This is a genomic window from Flavobacterium pectinovorum (assembly GCF_900142715.1).
Taxonomy (GTDB): domain Bacteria; phylum Bacteroidota; class Bacteroidia; order Flavobacteriales; family Flavobacteriaceae; genus Flavobacterium; species Flavobacterium pectinovorum.
In genome coordinates, this window is the sequence record NZ_FRBX01000005.1 from 109,538 (window position 1) to 130,584 (window position 21,047).

A 21,047-nucleotide genomic window follows, 5' to 3' on the forward strand; every position below is an offset into this window, starting at 1 on the left:
TCGCAAATTTAATTAAAAATATCTATTGAAAACAAAAAAAACCTTCTCAATTTACCAAACTGAGAAGGTTTTCTTTGAAAGAACAAATATCTTAGATATTAATTCGATTTCATTTTAATTCTATCCAATGTGCTTTGAATACTGTTTAATTGTTTTGAAAGAATTGCGATTTGACTTCCGTCTAATTCGTTTTTCTCTAAAGCCATTTTGTATTTTTCAACAGCAGCTTCTTCTCCTGTTACGCAGGCATTTACGATAGCTTCTGTATCACCGCTTGTAAAGGATGATTTAATGTCGATCCAGGCGCGGTGTAAAACTCCTAATGGTCCGCCTCCCGAAGTATCTGTTGATTTTCCTAATTTGTTAATTTCATCTTGTAATTCAACAATAAATAAAGCTCTTTCACGGGCATAATCCAAAAATTCGGCTTTGATTGCGTGATTTTCTACATGTTCTGCGGCGTTTGTATAACCCAGTTTTCCATCTTCCAAAATAGAAATTAATCCATTTAAGATACTTACCGCTTCTGTCGTTGTTTCATCTGTATGTGTCATGACTTTAATTTTTAAATTAATGTATAATACAAAGTTGAGATTTTATAACGCCTTAATTCTTATAGAATTACAATGGGTTTTTATAGGATTGTGGAATGGGAATTTTGAAAGGAAAATTTATTTCTCACGCAGATTTAGCAGATTAGGCAGATTTAATTTGATTTTTTAAAACGAAAAATTGGTTGTTACTGTTTGCGTGAGGGATAGCAGCGGAAAGCCCACAGCCTGACGAAGGAAGTGCGAGGACTTGTAGCGAATAGCCCGACCCGGAGGGACACGCCCAAAATATTTGAGTGCTATTTGTTTTTGTAACCAAGCTAATGATGATGTCGTCAAAAGTAGATCAATCATTAATTAATAGTAAAAATGAAATCAATTTTTAAAGTGTACATGGTGTTTTTTCTAATATTTTATTCGGCTGCTTTTAGTCAAAATTTAGAATCTAAAATAGATAAGCTGGTAAACGAGAAATTTAAGGCAGACGGTCCGGGAGCTGTTTTTTCAGTGTCTAAGAAAGGAAAAGTGGTTTACAGGAAAGCCGTTGGAAAGGCGAATTTGGAATTGAATGTAAAAATGCAGCCTGAGTTTGTTTTTGAAATTGGATCTATGACCAAACAATTCACGGCTGTTTCTGTCTTAATGCTGGTAGAACAAGGCAAGATTAAGCTGGATGATGATATCACGAAATTTATTTCGGATTATCCAACCAACGGAAATGTTATTACGATACATCATTTATTGACACACACTTCTGGAATTAAAGATTTTACGAGCATGAAAGCTATAAAAAATATTGCCAGAGAGGATTTGTCTCCAAAAGAATTGGTTGATTTTTTTAAAAATGAGCCTATTGATTTTAAACCCGGAGAACAGTTTAAGTATTGTAATTCAGGATATGTTGTTTTAGGATATATTATTGAAATTGTATCTGGTCAAACTTATGAAGATTTTATACAGAATCATATTTTCGAAAAAATAGGGATGAAGAACAGTTATTATGCAAGTCATGATAAAATAATAAAAAACAGGGTTTCTGGTTATCGTAACAAGGACGGAGTTGTGAATGCAAATTATATTAGTTTTTCGATACCATATGCTTCTGGTTCAATTATGTCTAATGTAGATGATATGCTAAAGTGGCAAAATGCAATTGATTCTAATAAATTAATTAGCTCAAAAATTGCCGACAAAGCGTTTACGAATTATACTTTAAAGGATGGCAGTAAAATTGATTATGGATATGGCTGGCATATAAAAGATTTAAACGGAAAATTGGTACGTGAGCACGGAGGTAGTATTTTCGGTTTTAAATCAATGGGAGTTTATGAACCTGGTGAACAGGTTTATGTAATAGGATTGAGTAATTGTGATTGTAATTCGCCAACCGCGCTTACGAGAGATATTACTGCTTTAGTATTGCAATAACGAGTAATAAAAAAGGGTGCTGTGAAGCACCCTTTTTGTATAATTAATATAAGATTACACAGCCAAAGCTTCTTTGATTCTGCGTAAAGCTTCTTTTAATATGTCGTTACTTGTTGCGTAAGAGAAACGGATACAGTTTGGATTTCCAAAAGCGTCTCCTGTTACGGTTGCTACGTTTGCTTCACCTAAAAGATACATTGATAAATCGTTTGCATCTTTAATTTCTGTTCCTTTTAATGTTTTTCCGAAGAAAGAAGAAACGTCTGGGAAAACATAAAATGCTCCTTCAGGAACGTTGATTTTTACTCCCGGAATTTCTTTTAATAAACCAACAACCAAATCTCTGCGTTCGTGAAAAGCCTTAACCATGTGGTTTAATACGCTAGGATCTGCATCAACAGCAGTAATTGTAGCACGTTGCGCCACAGAGTTTGCTCCTGAAGTTACTTGTCCCTGAATTTTTGTACACGCTTTTGCAATGAATTCCGGCGCACCGATGTAACCAATTCTGTATCCTGTCATAGCAAATGCTTTTGCCACTCCGTTTACAGTAATTGTTCTTTCAAACATTCCCGGAATTGAACCGATACTGCAGAAAGTTCCTGAGAAATTAATGTGCTCATAAATTTCATCAGCAACCACATATATATTTGGGTGTTTTTCTAAAACTTTTGCAAGAGCTGTTAACTCTTCTCTGCTGTACACAGATCCAGATGGGTTACAAGGAGAACTGAACCACATCATTTTTGTTTTTGGTGTAATGGCAGCTTCTAATTGTGCTGGTGTAATTTTAAAATCAGTATCTACAGACGTTGGAACCTCAACAGGAACTCCGCCAGACAATTTTACAATTTCGAAATAAGAAACCCAGTAAGGTGCTGGTAAAATAACCTCGTCACCATCATTTAACATTACTTGTGCAATATTATATAAAGATTGTTTTGCTCCTGTAGAAACTACAATTTGAGTTGGTTTGTACTCTAAATTATTATCTCTTTTGAATTTTCTGCAAATAGCTTCTCTCAATTCTAAATAACCTTCTACCGGAGAATAGGTGCTGTAATTTTCGTCAACTGCTTTTTTAACAGCTTCTTTAATAAAATCTGGTGTATTAAAGTCTGGCTCACCTAAACTTAAACTGATAATGTCTTTTCCCTGCGATTTTAATTCACGTGCTAAAGCAGCCATTGCTAAGGTTTGTGATGTCGCTAAGTTGTTAATTCTGTCTGAAAGAATATGATTCATTATAAAAATTTTGAATGTCCTTAATTTCAACTTAATTAAGGAAGGTTAATTATTAATAGATTTTTGATTTTTATGCTAGTTCCGGTTTCATTCCAAGATCTTTTAAGTGCTTGTAATGTGCTATAACAGCTCCTCTCATGGTTCTGAATTCATGATAAGGCAAGTTGCATTCTTTTGCAGTTTGTTTTACAATTTCAGCAATTTTTCCGTAGTGAATGTGACTGATATTTGGAAAAATATGATGCTCTATCTGGTGATTTAAACCACCGGTAAACCAGTTGATTATTTTGTTTTTTGGAGCAAAATTAGCCGTTGTATATAATTGGTGAATGGCCCATGTATTTTCCATTTCGCCGTTTTCATTTGGAACCGGATTTGAAGTTTCCTCAATTACGTGTGCTAATTGAAAAACGACACTTAAAATTAATCCCGCAACATAATGCATTACGAAAAAGCCAATAACAACTTTCCACCATGTTACACCTAAAACCATTGGTAAAACCATCCAGATTAAAACATAAATTATTTTAGTGATCACTAAAACGGTCCATAATTTAGCCGGACTTTGTGGTGTTCCGTATGATAATTTTCTCTTCAGATAGTTTTTCATTTGTTTAAAATCAGTCGTTAAAGCCCAATTAAAAGTCAAAAGTCCGTATAAGAAAAAAGAATAATAATGTTGAAATTTATGAAATTTGTGCCATTCAGCATTTTTTGTAAAACGAATAATTCTTCCGGCATCAAGATCTTCATCATGACCGTGAATATTAGTATACGTATGATGAAGTACATTGTGTTGTACTTGCCAATTGTGTACATTTCCGGCCAAAACATAAATGCTTCCGCCCATAATTTTATTGATCCAGGATTTAGAAGAGTAAGACCCATGATTTCCATCGTGCATTACGTTCATACCTATTCCAGCCATTCCAACTCCCATAAGAATGTTTAATAACAATTGTGCCCAAAAAGGCATGTCAAGAGTTAATATCAAAAAGTATGGCGTTAAAAAAACGGCAAACAGAATAATGGCTTTTAAGTGCAGCTTCCAGTTTCCGGTTTTCTGAATGTTGTTCTCTTTGAAGTAATTGTTTACTCGTGAGTTAAGTGTTCTGAAGAACTTCAGATTGTCTTGCTTAGCAAATGTAGGCGCAGTGTTATTCATAATTAATTTAAATAGTTTTCAAAGGTAATTATTATAAATTTTCAATTTGCAAAATTGAGTTAAATATTTCAATCGTAAAGTAGTACTTTTGTTAAAAAATTAGAGCAATGGATGAGATATTGAAATATTTTCCTGATTTGACCGACATTCAAATCGAACAATTTCAAAAATTAGACTTTTTATATCACGATTGGAATGAAAAAATCAATGTTATTTCGCGAAAAGACATTGATGCCTTATATACAAAACACATTTTGCACTCACTTGGAATTGCAAAAATAATGAAGTTTGAACCTGGAGCAACTGTTCTTGATGTTGGAACCGGTGGAGGATTTCCAGGGATTCCGTTAGCGATTCTTTTTCCTGAAACCCGTTTTTATTTAATCGATGTTATAGCCAAGAAAATAAAAGTCGTTCAGGGCGTTGTTGATGCTTTAGAATTGAAAAATGTAAAAGCGGAACAAAAGCGTGCCGAATTGGTAAAAGGAGATTTTGATTTTATTGTAAGTCGTGCCGTTACCAATATGCCGGATTTTGTTTCGTGGATTAAGGATAAAATCAAAAAGCAACATAAGCATACATTAAAAAACGGGATTTTATATCTTAAAGGCGGTGATTTGGCAGAAGAATTAAAAGATTTCCCAAAAGCAACATTATATGATTTGTCGACTATTTTTGAGGATGAGTTTTTTGAGACTAAAAAAGTCGTGCATTTACCATTGAAGTTTCAACCTTAAAATTTTGTTTCAAAAGTTTCAGGTCTGAAAACCTTTGAATAATAAAAAACCGAATCTAAAATTTAGACTCGGTTTTTTTTGAAATTATTTGAACTAATAAGCCATTTCTTGTATTTGTAAAAATGAATTTCTTTTTTGATCTAAATGATCTATAAACTCATTAAGAGATTGTGTTGCTGCTTCAGGAGAATATTTGAATTTAGGATCGAAGAAAAACTCTCTGCAAATTACAGGTTCATTTGATGAATCATAAATTGCTTCGTCTGTTTCGTCAAGATTCTCATCACTATATTGGCAAGGAAACAAACGGGCTAATTCTATTATTCTACTACTAAACCATTTATCAAATACTTTCTTTTTTGGAGAAATATGACGTGCAAGTAAAACTAAACCAACAAGTTCGTTTTGAAGATAGTATGATCCTTTTCTATATCTTACATCTACCATTTTCACATTCATAAGAGCAACCCAAATTGGTCCGTTTACAGAATTTGTTGCAGGAATGTTTAAATCTGTATCAAAATCAAGAGGACTTGAATATTCAGGATTAACAATTGAAGCCCAAAGTGCGTCGATACGTCTGTCGATATCATTTGCTGCTTTTGTATATCCTGTAAAGCGCCAATTTACCCATTCTAAAAGAGCTGCTGTTAAACCTATAGCAGCTTTATGGTTAATTTGGGTTAATGCAATTTCTAGTTCTTCATTTCCTTCCAAAGGATCTAAAATCGCATCTATTTTCTTTTTTGTCCATTTAAAATTAATTGGGTGACCAATACATTTTGATTTTACAATGATTTCAGGAACATTTTTTAAATTTTTCATAAGCTTTTTAATTTAGAATTAGTGTCATGTTTTATATCAGTAAAACTGTTTCTTCTATTTGTTTCTTTGTGATTTAAAACTTTGACAAAATTATATGTTAGCTTATTTTTAACCTGATACTATAAGTTTTTTGAATGATAAATTAGGATTTTTTAGAAGGTAAGTGACTGATTTCTAACAACATAAGAAAAGTACTACAAATTTTACAATTGTTTAAAAGTGAGTTGTTTAAAAAAGAAACCCACAATTATCAAAAGACAACTGTGGGTTATATAAATTAGATGATCTAATGTATTATCCTAAAAATGGGTATCTGTAATCTTCAGGAGTTACAAAAGTTTCTTTAATAGTTCTAGGAGAAGCCCAACGTAATAAGTTCAATGCAGAACCAGCTTTATCGTTAGTTCCGGAAGCTCTTGCTCCACCAAAAGGCTGCATTCCTACAACTGCTCCGGTTGGTTTATCATTAATGTAGAAGTTACCTGCAGCATTTTGCAATTTCGTAGTTGCTACTTCAATAGCATAACGATCCTGGCTAAATACAGCTCCTGTTAAAGCATATTCAGAAGTAGTATCAACTAATTCTAAAGTTTCTTCCCATTTTGCATCTTCGTAAACATATATAGTAATAACTGGTCCGAATAATTCGGTTTCCATTGTAGTATATTTTGGATTTGTAGTTACAATAACGGTTGGCTCAATAAAGTATCCTACAGATTTATCGTAGTTTCCTCCAATGATGATTTCAGCATCAGCATCTTTTTTAGCCTGATCGATATAACTCGCCAATTTATCAAAAGAACCTTCGTGAATAACTGCTGTAATAAAGTTTCCGAAATCTTCCGGAGAACCCATTTTCATAGATTTGGCATCAGCAATTAATTGTTCTTTTACAGCTGGCCATAAACTTTGCGGAATATAAGCTCTTGAAGCTGCAGAACATTTTTGACCCTGAAATTCAAATGCTCCACGAGTAATTCCAGTTGCAACTTGTTTTACGTTAGCACTTGGGTGCGCAATGATAAAATCTTTACCACCAGTTTCACCAACGATTCTTGGATATGTTTTATAGTTGTTAATATTGGCACCAATTTTTGCCCAGATATCTTTAAATACATGAGTAGATCCTGTAAAGTGAACTCCGGCGAAATCACGGCTAGCCAAAACAGTATCAGTAATCATTAAGGCATCTCCAAAAACAACGTTGATAACGCCATCAGGAACACCAGCTTCTTTGAAAACATCAATAATAACTTTTGCAGAAAATACCTGGCTGTCACTTGGTTTCCAAATAACAACGTTACCCATCATAGCAGCACTTGCAGGAAGATTTGCAGCAATAGCAGTAAAGTTGAATGGAGTAATCGCGTAAACAAAACCTTCAAGAGGTCTGTATTCTAAACGGTTCCAAACTGTAGAATCAGATTTTGGCTGATCGTTGTATATTTGAGTCATAAATTCTACGTTGTAACGTAAAAAGTCGATCAATTCGCAAGAAGCATCAATTTCTGCCTGATGAATGTTTTTAGATTGTCCAATCATAGTAGCAGCGTTAATACGAGCTCTGTATGGACCTGCAATAAGTTCAGCAGCTTTTAAGAAAATAGCAGCACGTTGTTCCCATGCCATATTTGCCCATGCTTTTCTTGATTCAAGCGCATTAGCAATTGCTTTTTCGATATGTTGTTTTTCAGCTAAATGATACGTTCCTACGATATGTTTGTGATCGTGAGGTGCTGAAATGGTTTTTGTATTTCCGGTTTTGATTTCTTCACTACCAATGTATAATGGAACATCGATTTTAGAGTTCCACATTGAAGTGTATGCTGCCTGAACAGCTGCTTTTTCTGGTGAGTTCGGTGCGTAACCTTTTACCGGTTCGTTTACCGCTTTTGGTACATGAAAGAATCCTTTTAACATGGGTTGTAAGTATTTAAAATTACGAATTATTTAAATTTTCACAAAAGTACAAAGGATATTTTGATTATATCATAACACAATATTAAAAGTTGTAATTAAATAAACAAATCGGGCTAAATTGTAAAGAGCATCAGCAGTTTAATAATTAAATTTGATACAAATACGCCAAATATTTTTTCAAATATTTAAATAGTAACGAAATGAAAATTCCCCTTTTAGCTTTTAATGATAATGGAATTTATTGCCAGCAGGCCGATGTTTATCTCGACCCGTGGCGACCGGTGAAAAACGCCATTATTACACACGGACATTCTGATCATGCGCGCTGGGGGCATCAAAATTATATTACACATCACACTAATATTCCTATAATTCGCCATCGTTTGGGCGAAATAAATGTTACAGGAAAAGATTGGAATGAAACTTTTGTAATCAACAATGTGAAATTTTCTTTTCATCCCGCCGGACATATTATTGGGAGCGCTCAAATTAGAGTAGAATATAAAGGCGAAGTTTGGGTTTTTACAGGCGATTACAAAGTTGAAGACGACGGGATCTCGGTTCCGTATGAAGTGGTGAAATGCCACACTTTTATAACCGAATGTACTTTTGGATTACCCGCTTTTAACTGGACACCGCAAGCCGAAGTGATTACAGAAATCAATAATTGGTGGGCAGAAAATAAAGCAGAAGGAAAAACTTCGATTTTGTTCGGATATTCTTTAGGAAAAGCACAACGACTTTTAAAATACTTAGATACAGATCTCGGAACAATTTACACACATGGCGCCATTGAAAATATGACCAATGTGGTACGCCCTTTAATTGATCTTCCACCAACAAAACTGGTGACTTATGAAACTAAGAAAGAAGATTTATTAGGAAACATTGTCCTTGCACCTCCAAGCGCACACGGAAGTACGTGGATCAGGAAAATGACACCATTCGTTACAGGTTCTGCAAGTGGCTGGATGGCTTTTCGCGGAGCCAGACGTCGACGCGCGATTGATAAAGGTTTTGTTTTAAGTGATCACTGCGATTGGTATTCTCTTTTGGATAGCATAAAAGCAACAGGGGCAGAAAAGGTAATCTGTACACACGGTTATACCGATATTTTCTCCAAATATTTACGAGAACTGGGTTACGATGCCAGAACCGAGAAAACGCAATACGAAGGTGAAACGGCAGAAATGGAAAAAGAAATTGAAACCGAAAAAGAAATTCGAGAATGAAAAATTTCGCTCAACTCATAAAAGTCCTTGACAGTTCGAACAAAACGAATGTAAAAGTCGATGCCCTGACAATGTATTTTAAAAATGCATCGCCGGAAGATAAAGTGTGGACGATTGCGATTCTTTCACACCGTCGTCCGCCGAGACCTGTCAATACCACTTTATTGCGAAATTGGGCAAATGAACTGGCCAATATCCCGTTATGGCTTTTTGAAGAAAGTTACCATATTGTGGGAGATTTGGCCGAAACGATTGCTTTGATTATTCCCACTACAAAAGAACATTCTGATAAAAGTTTAACTGAATATCTTCAGGAAATCATCGCTTTAAAAAAGAAAACAGATCCGGAGAAAAAAGAATATTTACAGCAAAACTGGCTTGCGCTGAATTATTACGAACGCTTTGTTTTTACCAAATTAATTACCGGAAGTTTTAGAATCGGCGTAAGCCAAAAATTGATGACAAGGGCACTTTCTAAAGCAGAAGATGTTGATGAAGATGCTTTGGCGTATAAATTAATGGGAAATTGGGATCCGAATACAATTACTTTTCAGGAATTGATTTTGGACGAACAAAACAGCGATTATTTATCAAAACCCTATCCGTTTTATCTAGCATATCCGATTGAAGGCGAAGTTGAGAATTTGGGAAATCCCGAAGATTGGTCTATAGAGCATAAATGGGACGGAATCAGGTCTCAAACCATCATCCGCGAAGGCGAAATTTATGTTTGGTCAAGAGGCGAGGAGCTAGTTACGGATAAATACCCTGAGTTTAAATCTTTCGTTGGTATAATTCCGGATGGAACCGTAATTGATGCCGAAATTTTAGCTTTCCCAGAAGGCGAAATCGGAACTTTTAATGATTTGCAAACCCGAATAGGACGTAAAACCATTTCAGCAAGTTTACTCGAAAAAGTCCCCGTAATTTTAAAAGCCTATGACATTCTGGAATGGGAAGGTAAGGATATTCGGAATTTGCCTTATGCCGAAAGAAGATTATTATTAGAGCAATTATATAATTCGATTAAAGATAAAACAACTTCTTTTCAATTGTCAGAACGGGTTTTGTTCCATTCCTGGGAAGATGTGACAAATGAAAGAATGCGTGCCCGCGAAATGAAGAGCGAAGGTTTGATGATAAAACGCAACGATTCAACTTATCAGGTTGGAAGAAAAAAAGGCGATTGGTGGAAATGGAAAATTGAGCCTTTGGTAATCGATGCCGTTTTAACCTACGCCATGCGAGGTCACGGTCGACGTTCGAATCTTTTTACTGATTATACTTTTGCGCTCTGGCAAACCAATGATAAAGGCGAAAAAGAACTGGTAACATTTGCAAAAGCCTATTCCGGTTTAACCGATGCTGAATTTAGAAAAGTAGACGATTTTATAAAGAAAAATACCTTAGAACGTTTTGGTCCGGTTCGAAGCGTTACGCCACAATTGGTTTTTGAAATTGGTTTTGAAGGAATTGCACTTTCAAAAAGACATAAAAGCGGTGTTGCAACCCGATTTCCAAGAATTCTGAGATGGCGACACGATAAAAAAATTGACGAAGCAAATTCGATTGAAGATCTAAAAAGTATGATTTCGTAAAAGGTTCAAAGGGAAACTATGTCCCTCTGAGCCTTTGCAACTTTGAACCGTATAAAAAAAAATGAACAGAGAAGAACTATATGCAATTGCAGAAAAATGGTTTCAGGATCAGGGTTGGAAAGCTTTTCCGTTTCAAACTCAAACCTGGACGGCTTTTTTACAAGGCAAAAACGGTTTATTAAACGCACCAACCGGAAGCGGAAAAACCTATGCTTTATGGTTTCCGATAGTTCTTGATTATATGAAGAAAAACCCAAATTATAAAACAAAACATAAACCGGGATTAAAAGCTATTTGGATTACACCTTTGCGGGCACTTTCGGTAGAAATAAAACAAGCAGCAGAACGAATTGTCGAAGATTTAGAGTTGCCCTTAACGGTTGGAATTCGTTCCGGCGATACTTCTCAAAGCGAAAGAGCAAAACAAAGTAAAAAAATGCCGGATTTGCTGATAACAACGCCTGAAAGTTTACAATTGCTTCTTGCATCAAAAGAATTTGCGAAAACTTTTGCCAATTGTTCCGCTATTGTTGTAGATGAATGGCATGAATTATTAGGCACGAAACGCGGTGTTCAAATGGAATTGGCTTTGTCAAGATTAAAAATAGTGGCGCCCAAAATGCGAATCTGGGGAATCTCAGCCACAATTGGAAATCTTGAATTAGCACAGCAAGTTTTATTAGGAGTAAATTCTGAAGCCTATCAAAATTCAGTTTTGATAAAGGCCAATATCAACAAGAAAATAAAAGTGCTTTCGATTCTGCCTGAAAAAATGGACAGTTACCCGTGGCGCGGTCATATGGGTTTGCATTTGATTGATGAGGTGGCCAAAATAATCAGGAGAAGCAAAACCACTTTGATTTTTACTAATGTACGTTCTGCCTGCGAAATGTGGTTTCAGGCGATATTAGAAAAATATCCTGAATTCGCCGGAGATATGGCTATGCACCACGGAAGCATAAGTAGAGAAACAAGATTGTGGGTTGAAAATGCGATTCGAAATGAAGACTTAAAAGTAGTAGTTTGTACATCAAGTCTGGATTTGGGTGTTGATTTTGCACCTGTTGAAACCATTATTCAGGTTGGCGGGCCAAAAGGAGTCGCGCGTTTTCTGCAGCGAGCCGGACGAAGCGGACATCAGCCTGGAAAAGAAAGCGTGATTTATTTTCTTGCTACGCACGCCATAGAATTAATTGAAGCATCGGCATTAAAAAAAGCAGCTGCGAGAACAATCGTCGAAGATCGGATTCCATACTTGAACAGTTGGGATGTTTTGGTGCAATACTTAAATTCGCTGGCAGTTTCTGATGGATTTTATCCCGATGAAATTTTTGAAGAAGTCAAAAATACCTTTTGTTATCAAAACATGACAAAAGAAAACTGGAATTGGATTCTGAATTTTATCACCAACGGAAGCCAGAGTTTACAAGCGTATGACGAATTCAAAAAAGTTGAAATCGAAGAAGACGGACGCTTTAAAATCCACAGCCGAATGATTGCCATGCATCACAGAATGCAGATTGGAACTATTGTAGGCGATGCATCGCTGAATGTTAAGTTTTTAAGCGGTGGTTATATAGGTTCTATCGAGGAATGGTTTGCATCAAAACTACAGCCTGGAGATGTGTTTACGTTTGCTGGAAAAAGGCTTGAATTATTCCGCGTAAAAAATATGCAGGTTTTGGTTCGAAAAGCAGATCCTAAAAAAGCTTCAAGAGTAGTAAGCTGGATGGGCGGCCGTATGGCTTTATCGGTACAAATGAGTGAATTATTGAGAGAAGAATTATATGCAGCAAATACTGATAAGTTGACGCCGGAACTAATTGCGTTGCAGCCTCTTTTTGCAAGACAAAGAAAAGAAAGCATCGTTCCGGATACTAATGAGTTTTTAATAGAAACGTTTAAAACCCGTGAAGGATTTCATGCCGTTTTTTATCCTTTTGAAGGCCGATTTGTACACGAAGCCTTGGCCAGTATTATTTCGTATCGAATTAGTCTACTCTCTCCAATTACTTTTTCGTTAGCTTATAATGATTATGGATTTGAATTACTTTCTGATCAGGAAATTGATATGGAAAGTGTTTTTGATAATAATTTATTTTCAACAGAATACGTACATCACGATTTGCAAAAAAGTTTGAATTCGACAGAAATGGCGCGACGAAAATTTAGGGATATTTCTGTAATTGCCGGTTTGGTATTTACCGGAATGCCCGGAAAACCAGTTAAAACCAAACATTTGCAAAGTGGTTCGCAATTGCTTTTTGAAGTTTTCAGAGATTATGAACCCGACAATTTATTGCTTCAGCAAGCGTATATTGAAACATTCGAACATCAATTGGAAGAAGGACGTTTGATTCAGGCTTTAGAACGAATTAACAGGCAAACCATTGTCTGGAAACAATGTAAAAAGCCAACACCTTTTAGTTTTCCAATTATTACAGATCGACTTCGGGAAAAATTATCAAGTGAAACATTGGCAGAAAGAATTAAAAAAATGACAGCCAGTTACATGAAATAATTTTGGACTGATTTTTGGATAAAACCTCTTGAATCACACTTTTTGGGCTGATTCAAAAATCTATTTAACACATTGAAATATAGATTCTACTTAACTAAGAAATATTATTTAAGAAAACTCGTTTTTCAAATAGCTATGTGTTAAAAATAATTACAACAACGTGCATGAACATAATAATAAACAATCAGGATTTTATTCTGCATCAATCTGGTGCTGTTTTTTGGGAAAAAGAAAAAATACTTTTAATCTCAGATGTGCATTTAGGAAAAGTGGCGCATTTTAGAAAACACGGAATTGGAATTCCAAATAATGCCATTTTTGAAAATTTTGCCCGATTAAAAACGGTTTTAGAATTATTTAATCCCACAACAATCGTTTTTTTGGGCGATTTGTTTCATAGTAAAATCAATAATGAATGGAATCTTTTTGTGCAATGGACCAAAGAACATTCGCAGAAAATAATTTTGGTGGAAGGAAATCACGATATCATTTCTAAACAAAACTATTCAGATCTAAATATTGAAATTTTTAATGAATTAGAAATAGGAAATTTTCTATTAACCCATCATCCAACAGAAAAAGAAGATTTTTTTAATTTTTGCGGACACATTCATCCCGGAATACAATTACGAGGATTAGGACGACAATTTTTAAGTTTATCTTGCTTTTTTCACAAACCAAATCAGTTGATTTTTCCGGCTTTTGGAGAATTTACAGGAAATTCATATCTAATTCCAACAGAAAAAGACAAAGTTTATGCGATTACAAAAGAAGGGATAATAGAAGTCGCAATAAATTAATTTAATGCAAAAGGAGCGCACATTCTAAAAGTAGGAACAATTACTTTGAATGTTTTTGTTGTGGTAAAATTGATCATATTAAAGTGACCTTTCATGGCTCCGTATGGAGATGAAAGCAAACAACCAGAGCTGTAAGTGTGATTTTCACCAGGTTTTAAAACTGGTTTTTTTCCGATAACACCTTCACCATCAACAACTTCTAGATCGTTAAGAGAGTCAAAAATTTCCCAGTGACGAGAAGTTAACTGAACCGAATCTTTACTATGATTTTCGATTGTAATTACATAACTAAAGGCAAAATGAATCTTGTAGTTCTTGAAGTAAGTACCTTCAAAACTAGTTAAAACAGATATTTTTATGCCTCTTGTAATCTGAGAAACCATACTAACGTCGTATATATGTGAGTGTTATAGTGGCAAACTTACGAAAAAAATTCGTTTACCCGAAATCCTTTAACAATGTTTTAATTGGTGATATTGATAGAGTTAGCATTCCCCTTTCCGATAACTCTTTCATATCGATCAGAACTTTGCTTATAATATACCAATATTGTGTATTCATTTTCGGTTTGATAGAAGTTGCCATCAATAGCATTTTCGTAATCAACAATGCCTTTTTTATCGGCGATTTTATATTGAAAATTGGTAAAACCCTGTTTGATCATAATTGCTTTTTCAAAAACACCCTTATCCTGGTTGTAATCCATTTTATTTTCTGCCGATAAGCTGTAATTATTAAACATTCCGGTAACATAAATGTCCTTATTATTTGATCTGAATGTTGGTGCAGAAAGTGTAAAATAAACCCAGGCATAATCGGCTTCAATTTCGTTGTTAGAACCGTTTATATTCTTAACAACAAAATTACCGTTTACATCTTCATAATTAGTATAAATTTGGTTACCCCTTGCTGCATTGGTATATAAATAAGAGTTATAAATATCATTATTAGATCCTACTTTCCCTACATTATTATTAGCGGCCCGAATGTCTTTATTTTCAAAATATAAAAATTCATTTCCGCCCCAAAACAAAGTTTCCTGTCCATATTTATAAACCAATTGATTACCAATTGTATATTGAGGAGGAATGTTTTTAATTGCTGTGTTAAAATCCCCATTTTGCAGCAAAACCACTCTCACATTTTGCAAAGGCGTTTGAAAAGCAATATCATTAGAAAGTATCGTAAATTCAAGATTTTGCATATAGTTTATATTGCTGAGGTTTCGGCTTCTTTTTACCTGTGCAGCAACGGTCGAATGCTCTTCATATAAAATAAATTTTCTCGAGAAAACCACTTCCTTATCTTCGTTCAGAATTTTTAAGATATAATTCCCTGAAAGTCGTAATTGGGTTGTAAACTGATTGGGAAAAGCAAGCCGGTAATGTGAATAAACCTGAAGCGTGTTAAAAGAATTTACATAATCTGTAATTCTTTGATTATCAAAACCACGAATAAAATCTGTTTTAGGAATATCGGTTGGTTTCCAGTTGTAATCGCAATGCGTAATATCAAAATAATAATTGGCTTCGTTGCCAAATAAATCATCAAATTGCAATTCAAACGTGGAGCCTAATTCAAATATTGGCACAACATTATTTCCGTTTTGAACAAACGAAACTGTTTTTATATTATAAGGAGGAATTACTTCTGTTTGTACTTCCTGCGCTGTCGCGAAAGTAAAAATGAAAAACAAAAGAAAGTTCTGAAACAAAAATTTTGACATCTTATTGCGTTGTAAGATTGTAAATATAACAATTTATATAACGAAAAATAGTACGTTTTATTGGTTTTAAAAACAATTTATTAAGAACCCAAAATGTAATCCAGATTAACTTCGATTTCATCGTTAACAAAACTTTCTTCTAAAAGGGAATCCGATAACAGCTTTTTGTTTTCCTGCAATTTGATTATTTTTTCTTCTACCGTATTTTTTGAAATGAAGCGAATAACATTCACCTTATTTAATTGTCCAATTCGGTGTGCCCGCCCAACTCCTTGTTTTTCAGCAAAAGGATTCCACCACGGATCAAGAAATAAAACATAAGAAGCTTTGGTAATATTTAAACCAACGCCGCCCGCTTTAAGCGAAATAAAAAACAATAGAGGTTCGTCTTTTTCCTGAAAAAGTTTTACTTGCTGTTCTCTTTTACTTGCCGGAGTTTCACCTGTAATTTCACAGAATGTTATTTTATTTTCTTTACACCAAGTCGTGTAAAAATTCAAATTAGTAACAAACGAACTAAAAATGATCGTTTTTTGTTTCTCTTTTACTAAAGTTTCGAGATAATTAGTAACCGCAATATATTTTCCGGAATCAATTTCAGATTCCTGATCAACCATTTTGGGATGATTACTCAACTGTCTTAACTTCATTAACGTATTGATAATGCTAATTTTGTCTGGACTTGATCCGTCTGTTTTTAATAAAAAATTACGGGCTTTAGATTTTTCCTGCTCGTATAATTTTTCCTGTTCGGGATCCATGTCACAGTAATAAATTTGCTCTGTTAATTCGGGTAAGTCTTTTAAAACCTGTTCTTTGGTTCTTCTTAATATGTAAGGCTGAATCAGGTTTTTTAATTCAGATAAACTGTTTTCGTCTTGCTTTTTCTCAATCGGAATTTTAAAATTTTCAGCAAAAAAATTATAAGTACCCAAAATTTCAGGGTTTATAAACTCCATTTGCGACCATAAATCGTCAAGCGAATTTTCGATTGGAGTACCACTCAATGCAATTTTATTATACGTCTTTATTTTATTAATCGCTTTAAAAATTTTAGAATTCTTGTTTTTAATGTATTGACTTTCGTCTAAAATTAAATAGCGAAAATTATATTTTTCTAAAATTGAAATATCGCGATGCACAATGCTGTAACTCGTAAAAATTAAATCACAAGAATCTAATCTGCTTGCTAATAATTTCCTGTCATTACCCACATATTGCATTTTTGAAAAGTGCGGCGTAAATTTTGCTGCTTCATTGTACCAGTTAAAAACCAATGAAGAAGGTAAAACAATCAGGGTTTTTAGTGGTTCTCTTTGTATAGTGGTTTCATTTTGAAATAAATCAAAATTCGTGGTTTTTGTTGTAAAACCTAATTGTTCCTGTACGGCCACGAGAACAGCCAAGGTTTGTAAAGTTTTACCAAGTCCCATATCATCAGCCAGACAAGCGCCCAAATTCGAGTTAAAATGACCCAAAAGCCATTTTACACCATCAATTTGATAAGGTCTTAAAGTGGCTTTTAGCAAATCAGAAGCAACATATTCAGCTTCGTAAATTGGTTCTGCATCATTTTTGATTTCCGGTATCGCATCCAAAGCGGTAAAATTACTTTTACGCAACAGAAGACTTCCGTCTTCTGTTTTTGCCAGCTTTGCAAGCGAACTATATTTACTGAACCATTCTAAGGGAATCAAAAAATAGTTTCCATCAAGCAATAAAAAGAGTCTTTCTTTACTTTTTATATTAGGAATTATTTCACTGAAGTTAATCGTATAAGTTCCAACTGTAATGATTATTTTAATGTCAAACCAATCTCCGGTTGTTTCTTTTGAAGCTGAAACTGTATGGTTTCCTGTAATGATTTCTTTGCTTTCGAGTTTTAAATTCTGGATTGTAAATCCTAGATTTTCAAGCTCTTCTTTACGATCAATAATAAATTGAATATTGGTGTAAGGATCGCTAATTTCTGTTTCAGAATTCAATCCCAATAATTCGTTTTTGATTTTTGTTAAACCAATTTCAACTAATTTATTTGTATATAAAATCTCATCAGCACTTCGTTTAAACTGAATTATTTTAGGTTCATTTATAATGCTGAAATCAACAAACGAATGTGTTTTCTTCGTTTTGCCTGAATCAAATGAATAACCATTATAATCAAAAAATAAATTGAGATAATAACAGTTTTTGAAGAAATCGTAAACAGGCTGAATCGTGCATGAAATAATGGTATCACGAAGTTCAATTTCAAAACCGGTTGCCTGAATATCAATTTTTTTAGCAATTTCTGGAATGAAATTCTTAAAGTAATTGTCAACTAATTTTGATGGTATTTCGATTGATTTTTTGGTTAAAAAAGGCGAAAGTTTTTTAGAATTGAGATCTTTTAACTGTCCTAATTTCTTATCTATAATTAACCAGCCCGGCTCGTCTAAAAGAACATCTACGCTACTATTCATGGGTAAAAAGGTAGTTTCGTTTTCTTTTAAAGATAAACTATAAGTAATGCCGGCGTCGTGTTTGTCAAATTGAATTTGAGGCTCGAAAGAACGGGGGTCAATATTGACTCTTGAACGAAAAAAATCTTTTTCAGCGCTCATATTGATTGACAGCGGAAATTGCTCTTTTACAATTAAAGTATAAAAGCAATCCAGATTTAGTTGCAAATGCTGGCGAATCGCAAATTCAATTTTAGAGTCTTTCTGTAAATCAGCAATTGTTTTTGCCGACTTGATTTTTGCGCTAAACTTTTTGAAAATAAACTCAGGTTTTAATGATTCGCAAGCTGTCAGTATTTTTTTTGAATTAGAATCTAAATCATCAAATATAATTCCGAAGCTTTTAAGAATTCCGGAAGTTGCTTTTTTGTCTAAATATTTAATGTCATTCGTATCTTCAACGACATAAGAAGTTGGAAGATAAGTGTTCAGGTTTTTGTCAAAACTGACGTCAAAACAAAATTGAAATGATTTTGAAGGTTTCAAAATTAGGGTTGGGTTGTATTAGGGTTTGAGCTAAAATTTAAAAAGTTTTCAAATATTGCTATTTTGAAAACTTTTTAAATGAACTATAAATCAATTATGTGGTGAAAAATCTACTGTTTAATTTCCTGTTTGAAACAAAGAGGAATAATTTCTCCTTTTGCCAAACAATATTTTTCTACCAATTCTGGGGCAATTTTATTCGTATAATCTTCTTCGATTACGATAAAACCGATGCTTCTTAATTTGTCGAAATAATCTCTTCCGTAAATACGAACGTGATCGTATTGTCCAAATATTTTAGCGCGTTCTTTTTGATCTGTAATCGTATCGTCTGCAAAAGTTTTTTCTCTCGATAAATCCTGAGGAATCTGTAAAACAGCCATTCCGCCTGGTTTTAATACACGAAATAATTCCTGCATCGCTTTTGTATCATCCGGAATATGTTCTAAAACGTGATTACACAAAATCACATCGTATTCGTTGTCTTTAAAAGGTAAATTGCAGATATCTGCTTTTACATCTGCCAAAGGCGAAAACAAATCGGTTGTGGTGTAATCAAGATTTTTTTGCTTGCGGAATAATTTATAAAAAGCTTGTTCCGGAGCAAAGTGCAATACTTTTTTTGGTGCTGTAAAAAAATCAGTCTGATCGTTTAAATACAACCAAAGCAAACGGTGTCTTTCTAATGAAAGCGTACTTGGCGAAAGCACATTGTTACGTTGTTTTCCGTATCCATAAGGTAAAAACGATTTAAAACTTTTCCCATCAATTGGGTCAGTAAATTTATCTCCTTTTAGTGATAAAGCCAAAATCGGACGGGCCACATAACTCAAACGAATTAATAATGGGCGTGGGATTGTATTAAGTATTAGTTTAAAAAGTTTTTTCACAGTTTAATAGATTTGAACACGAATTTCACAAATTAACACGGATTAATGTTTGTGGTGAAATTTCACGAACCTTGATTTGGGTTAAAGTATTATTCTTTTATATTTAAGGCTATCCTCTCCAAAATTTACTAGTAAACCTAGTTTGTTTTTTGATGCAGCCAGATAATTTAATGTTTGTTTAATTTCGCTTGTTGACAGTGCTGCAATTGCTTTTAATTCTAAAATGATTTCATTGAAAATCACAAAATCTGCAAAGTAATAACTCGACAGTATTATATCCTTATAAGCGATATTATATTTTAATTCTCTGTTGTAAGGGATTTCATTTCTTTGAAATTCATATTCTAATGCATCACCATACACTTTTTCACTATGTCCTTTTCCTAAAATTTTATGGACTTCCATACAAATCCCAATAATTTTATAGGACTCTTCTTTTAAATATAACTCATTCATCATCATTAATCAGTGAAATTTTCAGCAATATATTAATTCGTGCAAATTTGTGAAATTCGTGTTATAATATAAGCGGCACTTGTCTAAATTCATCTTCTTCATTACTCTCAATTCCTAAAGCTTTATAGATGTATTGAAAAGTCGATAATAATTCTGGTTTTCCGTCAATTAAGGCAACGTCGTGTTCGAAATGCGCACTTGGTTTTCCATCAGCCGTTAATATAGTCCAGCCGTCTTTAAGTTGTTTGATGTTTCTTGTTCCCATATTAATCATTGGCTCAATAGCAACGACCATTCCTTCAACGAAAAGTTTTCCGCGGCCGCGTTTTCCGTAATTTGGCATTTCCGGTTCTTCGTGCATTTTCTGTCCAACGCCGTGCCCAACTAATTCACGAACAACACCGTAACCGTGAGCTTCAGTATATTTTTGAATTGCATTTCCAACATCTTCAACGCGATTTCCTGCTTTAAATTCACGAATCCCAACATATAGAGATTCCTTAGTGATTTTCAAAAGTTTTTTAACTTCCGGAGCAACTTCTCCAATTTCAAAACTGTAAGCGTGATCACCGTGATAACCGTTTTTGAATGCACCACAATCTACAGATATAACATCACCATTTTTCAAAGGTGTATTGTTCGGAATTCCGTGTACAACCTGTGCATTCGGACTCATGCAAAGCGAATTCGGAAAATCATACAATCCCAGAAAACTAGGAACCGCACCATGATCACGAATAAATTCTTCGGCTAACTTGTCAAGATATAATGTGGTGACTCCTTCTTTAATTTCAGAAGCAATCATTCCTAATGTTTTAGATACGATCAAAGCACTTTCGCGCATTAATTCAATTTCCTCTCTACTTTTTTGGATAATCATATTTTTCAGATTTTCAGTTCGCAAAAGTACAATTTTAATATAAATTTTTGGCTAAAATTTTTTGCCTCGAATTGGTTTTTTTCGCC

General features: G+C 34.1%; 17 protein-coding genes. 6 read left to right on the forward strand and 11 right to left on the reverse strand.

The window, feature by feature from the left end; translation table 11 throughout:
• Positions 1-98: 98 nt before the first annotated feature.
• Positions 99-554: a ferritin-like domain-containing protein gene (locus BUE22_RS17330; RefSeq protein WP_073396984.1), complete on the reverse strand. Its 456-nt coding sequence runs from the start codon at positions 552-554 to the stop codon at positions 99-101.
• Positions 555-920: 366 nt separating this feature from the next.
• Between BUE22_RS17330 and BUE22_RS17335 the strand changes: the two genes are divergently transcribed.
• Positions 921-1,979 (forward strand): serine hydrolase domain-containing protein, encoded by a 1,059-nt coding sequence (locus BUE22_RS17335; protein WP_073396987.1) that lies wholly within the window; start codon positions 921-923, stop codon positions 1,977-1,979.
• A gap of 54 nt (positions 1,980-2,033) precedes the next feature.
• Here the strand turns inward: BUE22_RS17335 and BUE22_RS17340 are convergent, their stop codons facing one another.
• A complete protein-coding gene (locus BUE22_RS17340; RefSeq protein ID WP_073396990.1) occupies positions 2,034-3,224 on the reverse strand; it encodes a pyridoxal phosphate-dependent aminotransferase in 1,191 nt (396 codons plus the stop codon).
• Between the two features lie 70 nt (positions 3,225-3,294).
• Positions 3,295-4,389: a fatty acid desaturase family protein gene (locus BUE22_RS17345; RefSeq protein ID WP_042563748.1), complete on the reverse strand. Its 1,095-nt coding sequence runs from the start codon at positions 4,387-4,389 to the stop codon at positions 3,295-3,297.
• 107 nt (positions 4,390-4,496) lie between these two features.
• Here BUE22_RS17345 and rsmG point away from each other — a divergent pair, with 107 nt between their 5' ends.
• Complete coding sequence (rsmG, locus tag BUE22_RS17350; RefSeq protein WP_073396994.1) at positions 4,497-5,126, forward strand: 16S rRNA (guanine(527)-N(7))-methyltransferase RsmG; 630 nt, start codon at positions 4,497-4,499, stop codon at positions 5,124-5,126.
• Positions 5,127-5,219: 93 nt separating this feature from the next.
• Here the strand turns inward: rsmG and BUE22_RS17355 are convergent, their stop codons facing one another.
• Entirely contained in the window at positions 5,220-5,951 is a 732-nt protein-coding gene (locus BUE22_RS17355; protein WP_073396997.1) for a hypothetical protein, read from the reverse strand.
• 294 nt (positions 5,952-6,245) lie between these two features.
• On the reverse strand, positions 6,246-7,871 hold the full coding sequence (pruA, locus tag BUE22_RS17360) for an L-glutamate gamma-semialdehyde dehydrogenase (protein WP_042563751.1): 1,626 nt from the start codon (positions 7,869-7,871) through the stop codon (positions 6,246-6,248).
• A gap of 200 nt (positions 7,872-8,071) precedes the next feature.
• Here pruA and BUE22_RS17365 point away from each other — a divergent pair, with 200 nt between their 5' ends.
• The 4 genes from BUE22_RS17365 (at position 8,072) to pdeM (ending at position 14,022) form a co-directional block, all read left to right on the forward strand.
• A complete protein-coding gene (locus BUE22_RS17365) occupies positions 8,072-9,103 on the forward strand; it encodes a ligase-associated DNA damage response exonuclease (RefSeq protein ID WP_073397000.1) in 1,032 nt (343 codons plus the stop codon).
• Positions 9,100-10,701: an ATP-dependent DNA ligase gene (locus BUE22_RS17370; protein ID WP_073397003.1), complete on the forward strand. Its 1,602-nt coding sequence runs from the start codon at positions 9,100-9,102 to the stop codon at positions 10,699-10,701. Before BUE22_RS17365 ends, BUE22_RS17370 begins: the two co-directional genes overlap by 4 nt.
• Before the next feature lie 61 nt (positions 10,702-10,762).
• Complete coding sequence (locus BUE22_RS17375; protein ID WP_073397006.1) at positions 10,763-13,222, forward strand: ligase-associated DNA damage response DEXH box helicase; 2,460 nt, start codon at positions 10,763-10,765, stop codon at positions 13,220-13,222.
• A 164-nt stretch (positions 13,223-13,386) separates the two neighbouring features.
• Entirely contained in the window at positions 13,387-14,022 is a 636-nt protein-coding gene (gene pdeM / locus BUE22_RS17380) for a ligase-associated DNA damage response endonuclease PdeM (protein WP_073397009.1), read from the forward strand.
• On the opposite strand, the gene apaG is transcribed toward pdeM, so the two are convergent.
• The 6 genes from apaG to map all read right to left on the reverse strand — a co-directional run bounded on the left by apaG (position 14,019) and on the right by map (position 20,961).
• Positions 14,019-14,405 carry a Co2+/Mg2+ efflux protein ApaG gene (apaG, locus tag BUE22_RS17385; protein ID WP_042563756.1) on the reverse strand — a complete coding sequence of 129 codons (387 nt, stop codon included), beginning with the start codon at positions 14,403-14,405 and terminating at the stop codon, positions 14,019-14,021. The genes pdeM and apaG overlap by 4 nt on opposite strands.
• 80 nt (positions 14,406-14,485) lie before the next feature.
• Positions 14,486-15,748, reverse strand: a complete 1,263-nt coding sequence (locus BUE22_RS17390) for a type IX secretion system plug protein (protein ID WP_073397012.1) — start codon at positions 15,746-15,748, stop codon at positions 14,486-14,488.
• An 80-nt stretch (positions 15,749-15,828) separates the two neighbouring features.
• Positions 15,829-18,735, reverse strand: coding sequence for a DEAD/DEAH box helicase (locus tag BUE22_RS17395; protein ID WP_073397015.1), 2,907 nt, complete (start codon positions 18,733-18,735; stop codon positions 15,829-15,831).
• A 110-nt stretch (positions 18,736-18,845) separates the two neighbouring features.
• Positions 18,846-19,625, reverse strand: a complete 780-nt coding sequence (locus tag BUE22_RS17400) for a class I SAM-dependent methyltransferase (RefSeq protein WP_073397017.1) — start codon at positions 19,623-19,625, stop codon at positions 18,846-18,848.
• A gap of 81 nt (positions 19,626-19,706) precedes the next feature.
• Positions 19,707-20,081 (reverse strand): GxxExxY protein, encoded by a 375-nt coding sequence (locus BUE22_RS17405; protein WP_073397351.1) that lies wholly within the window; start codon positions 20,079-20,081, stop codon positions 19,707-19,709.
• A 61-nt stretch (positions 20,082-20,142) separates the two neighbouring features.
• On the reverse strand, positions 20,143-20,961 hold the full coding sequence (gene map, locus BUE22_RS17410; RefSeq protein ID WP_073397019.1) for a type I methionyl aminopeptidase: 819 nt from the start codon (positions 20,959-20,961) through the stop codon (positions 20,143-20,145).
• Between the last annotated feature and the right edge of the window lie 86 nt (positions 20,962-21,047).

Coding starts and splice junctions, on each gene's coding strand:
- BUE22_RS17345 (WP_042563748.1), bottom strand. CDS start 4,389: ATGAATAACACTGCGCCTACATTTGCTAAGCAAGACAATCTGAAGTTC.
- pruA (WP_042563751.1), bottom strand. CDS start 7,871: ATGTTAAAAGGATTCTTTCATGTACCAAAAGCGGTAAACGAACCGGTA.
- BUE22_RS17390 (WP_073397012.1), bottom strand. CDS start 15,748: ATGTCAAAATTTTTGTTTCAGAACTTTCTTTTGTTTTTCATTTTTACT.
- rsmG (WP_073396994.1), top strand. CDS start 4,497: ATGGATGAGATATTGAAATATTTTCCTGATTTGACCGACATTCAAATC.
- BUE22_RS17340 (WP_073396990.1), bottom strand. CDS start 3,224: ATGAATCATATTCTTTCAGACAGAATTAACAACTTAGCGACATCACAA.
- BUE22_RS17365 (WP_073397000.1), top strand. CDS start 8,072: ATGAAAATTCCCCTTTTAGCTTTTAATGATAATGGAATTTATTGCCAG.
- pdeM (WP_073397009.1), top strand. CDS start 13,387: ATGAACATAATAATAAACAATCAGGATTTTATTCTGCATCAATCTGGT.
- BUE22_RS17375 (WP_073397006.1), top strand. CDS start 10,763: ATGAACAGAGAAGAACTATATGCAATTGCAGAAAAATGGTTTCAGGAT.
- BUE22_RS17355 (WP_073396997.1), bottom strand. CDS start 5,951: ATGAAAAATTTAAAAAATGTTCCTGAAATCATTGTAAAATCAAAATGT.
- BUE22_RS17330 (WP_073396984.1), bottom strand. CDS start 554: ATGACACATACAGATGAAACAACGACAGAAGCGGTAAGTATCTTAAAT.
- BUE22_RS17370 (WP_073397003.1), top strand. CDS start 9,100: ATGAAAAATTTCGCTCAACTCATAAAAGTCCTTGACAGTTCGAACAAA.
- map (WP_073397019.1), bottom strand. CDS start 20,961: ATGATTATCCAAAAAAGTAGAGAGGAAATTGAATTAATGCGCGAAAGT.
- BUE22_RS17335 (WP_073396987.1), top strand. CDS start 921: ATGAAATCAATTTTTAAAGTGTACATGGTGTTTTTTCTAATATTTTAT.
- BUE22_RS17405 (WP_073397351.1), bottom strand. CDS start 20,081: ATGAATGAGTTATATTTAAAAGAAGAGTCCTATAAAATTATTGGGATT.
- apaG (WP_042563756.1), bottom strand. CDS start 14,405: ATGGTTTCTCAGATTACAAGAGGCATAAAAATATCTGTTTTAACTAGT.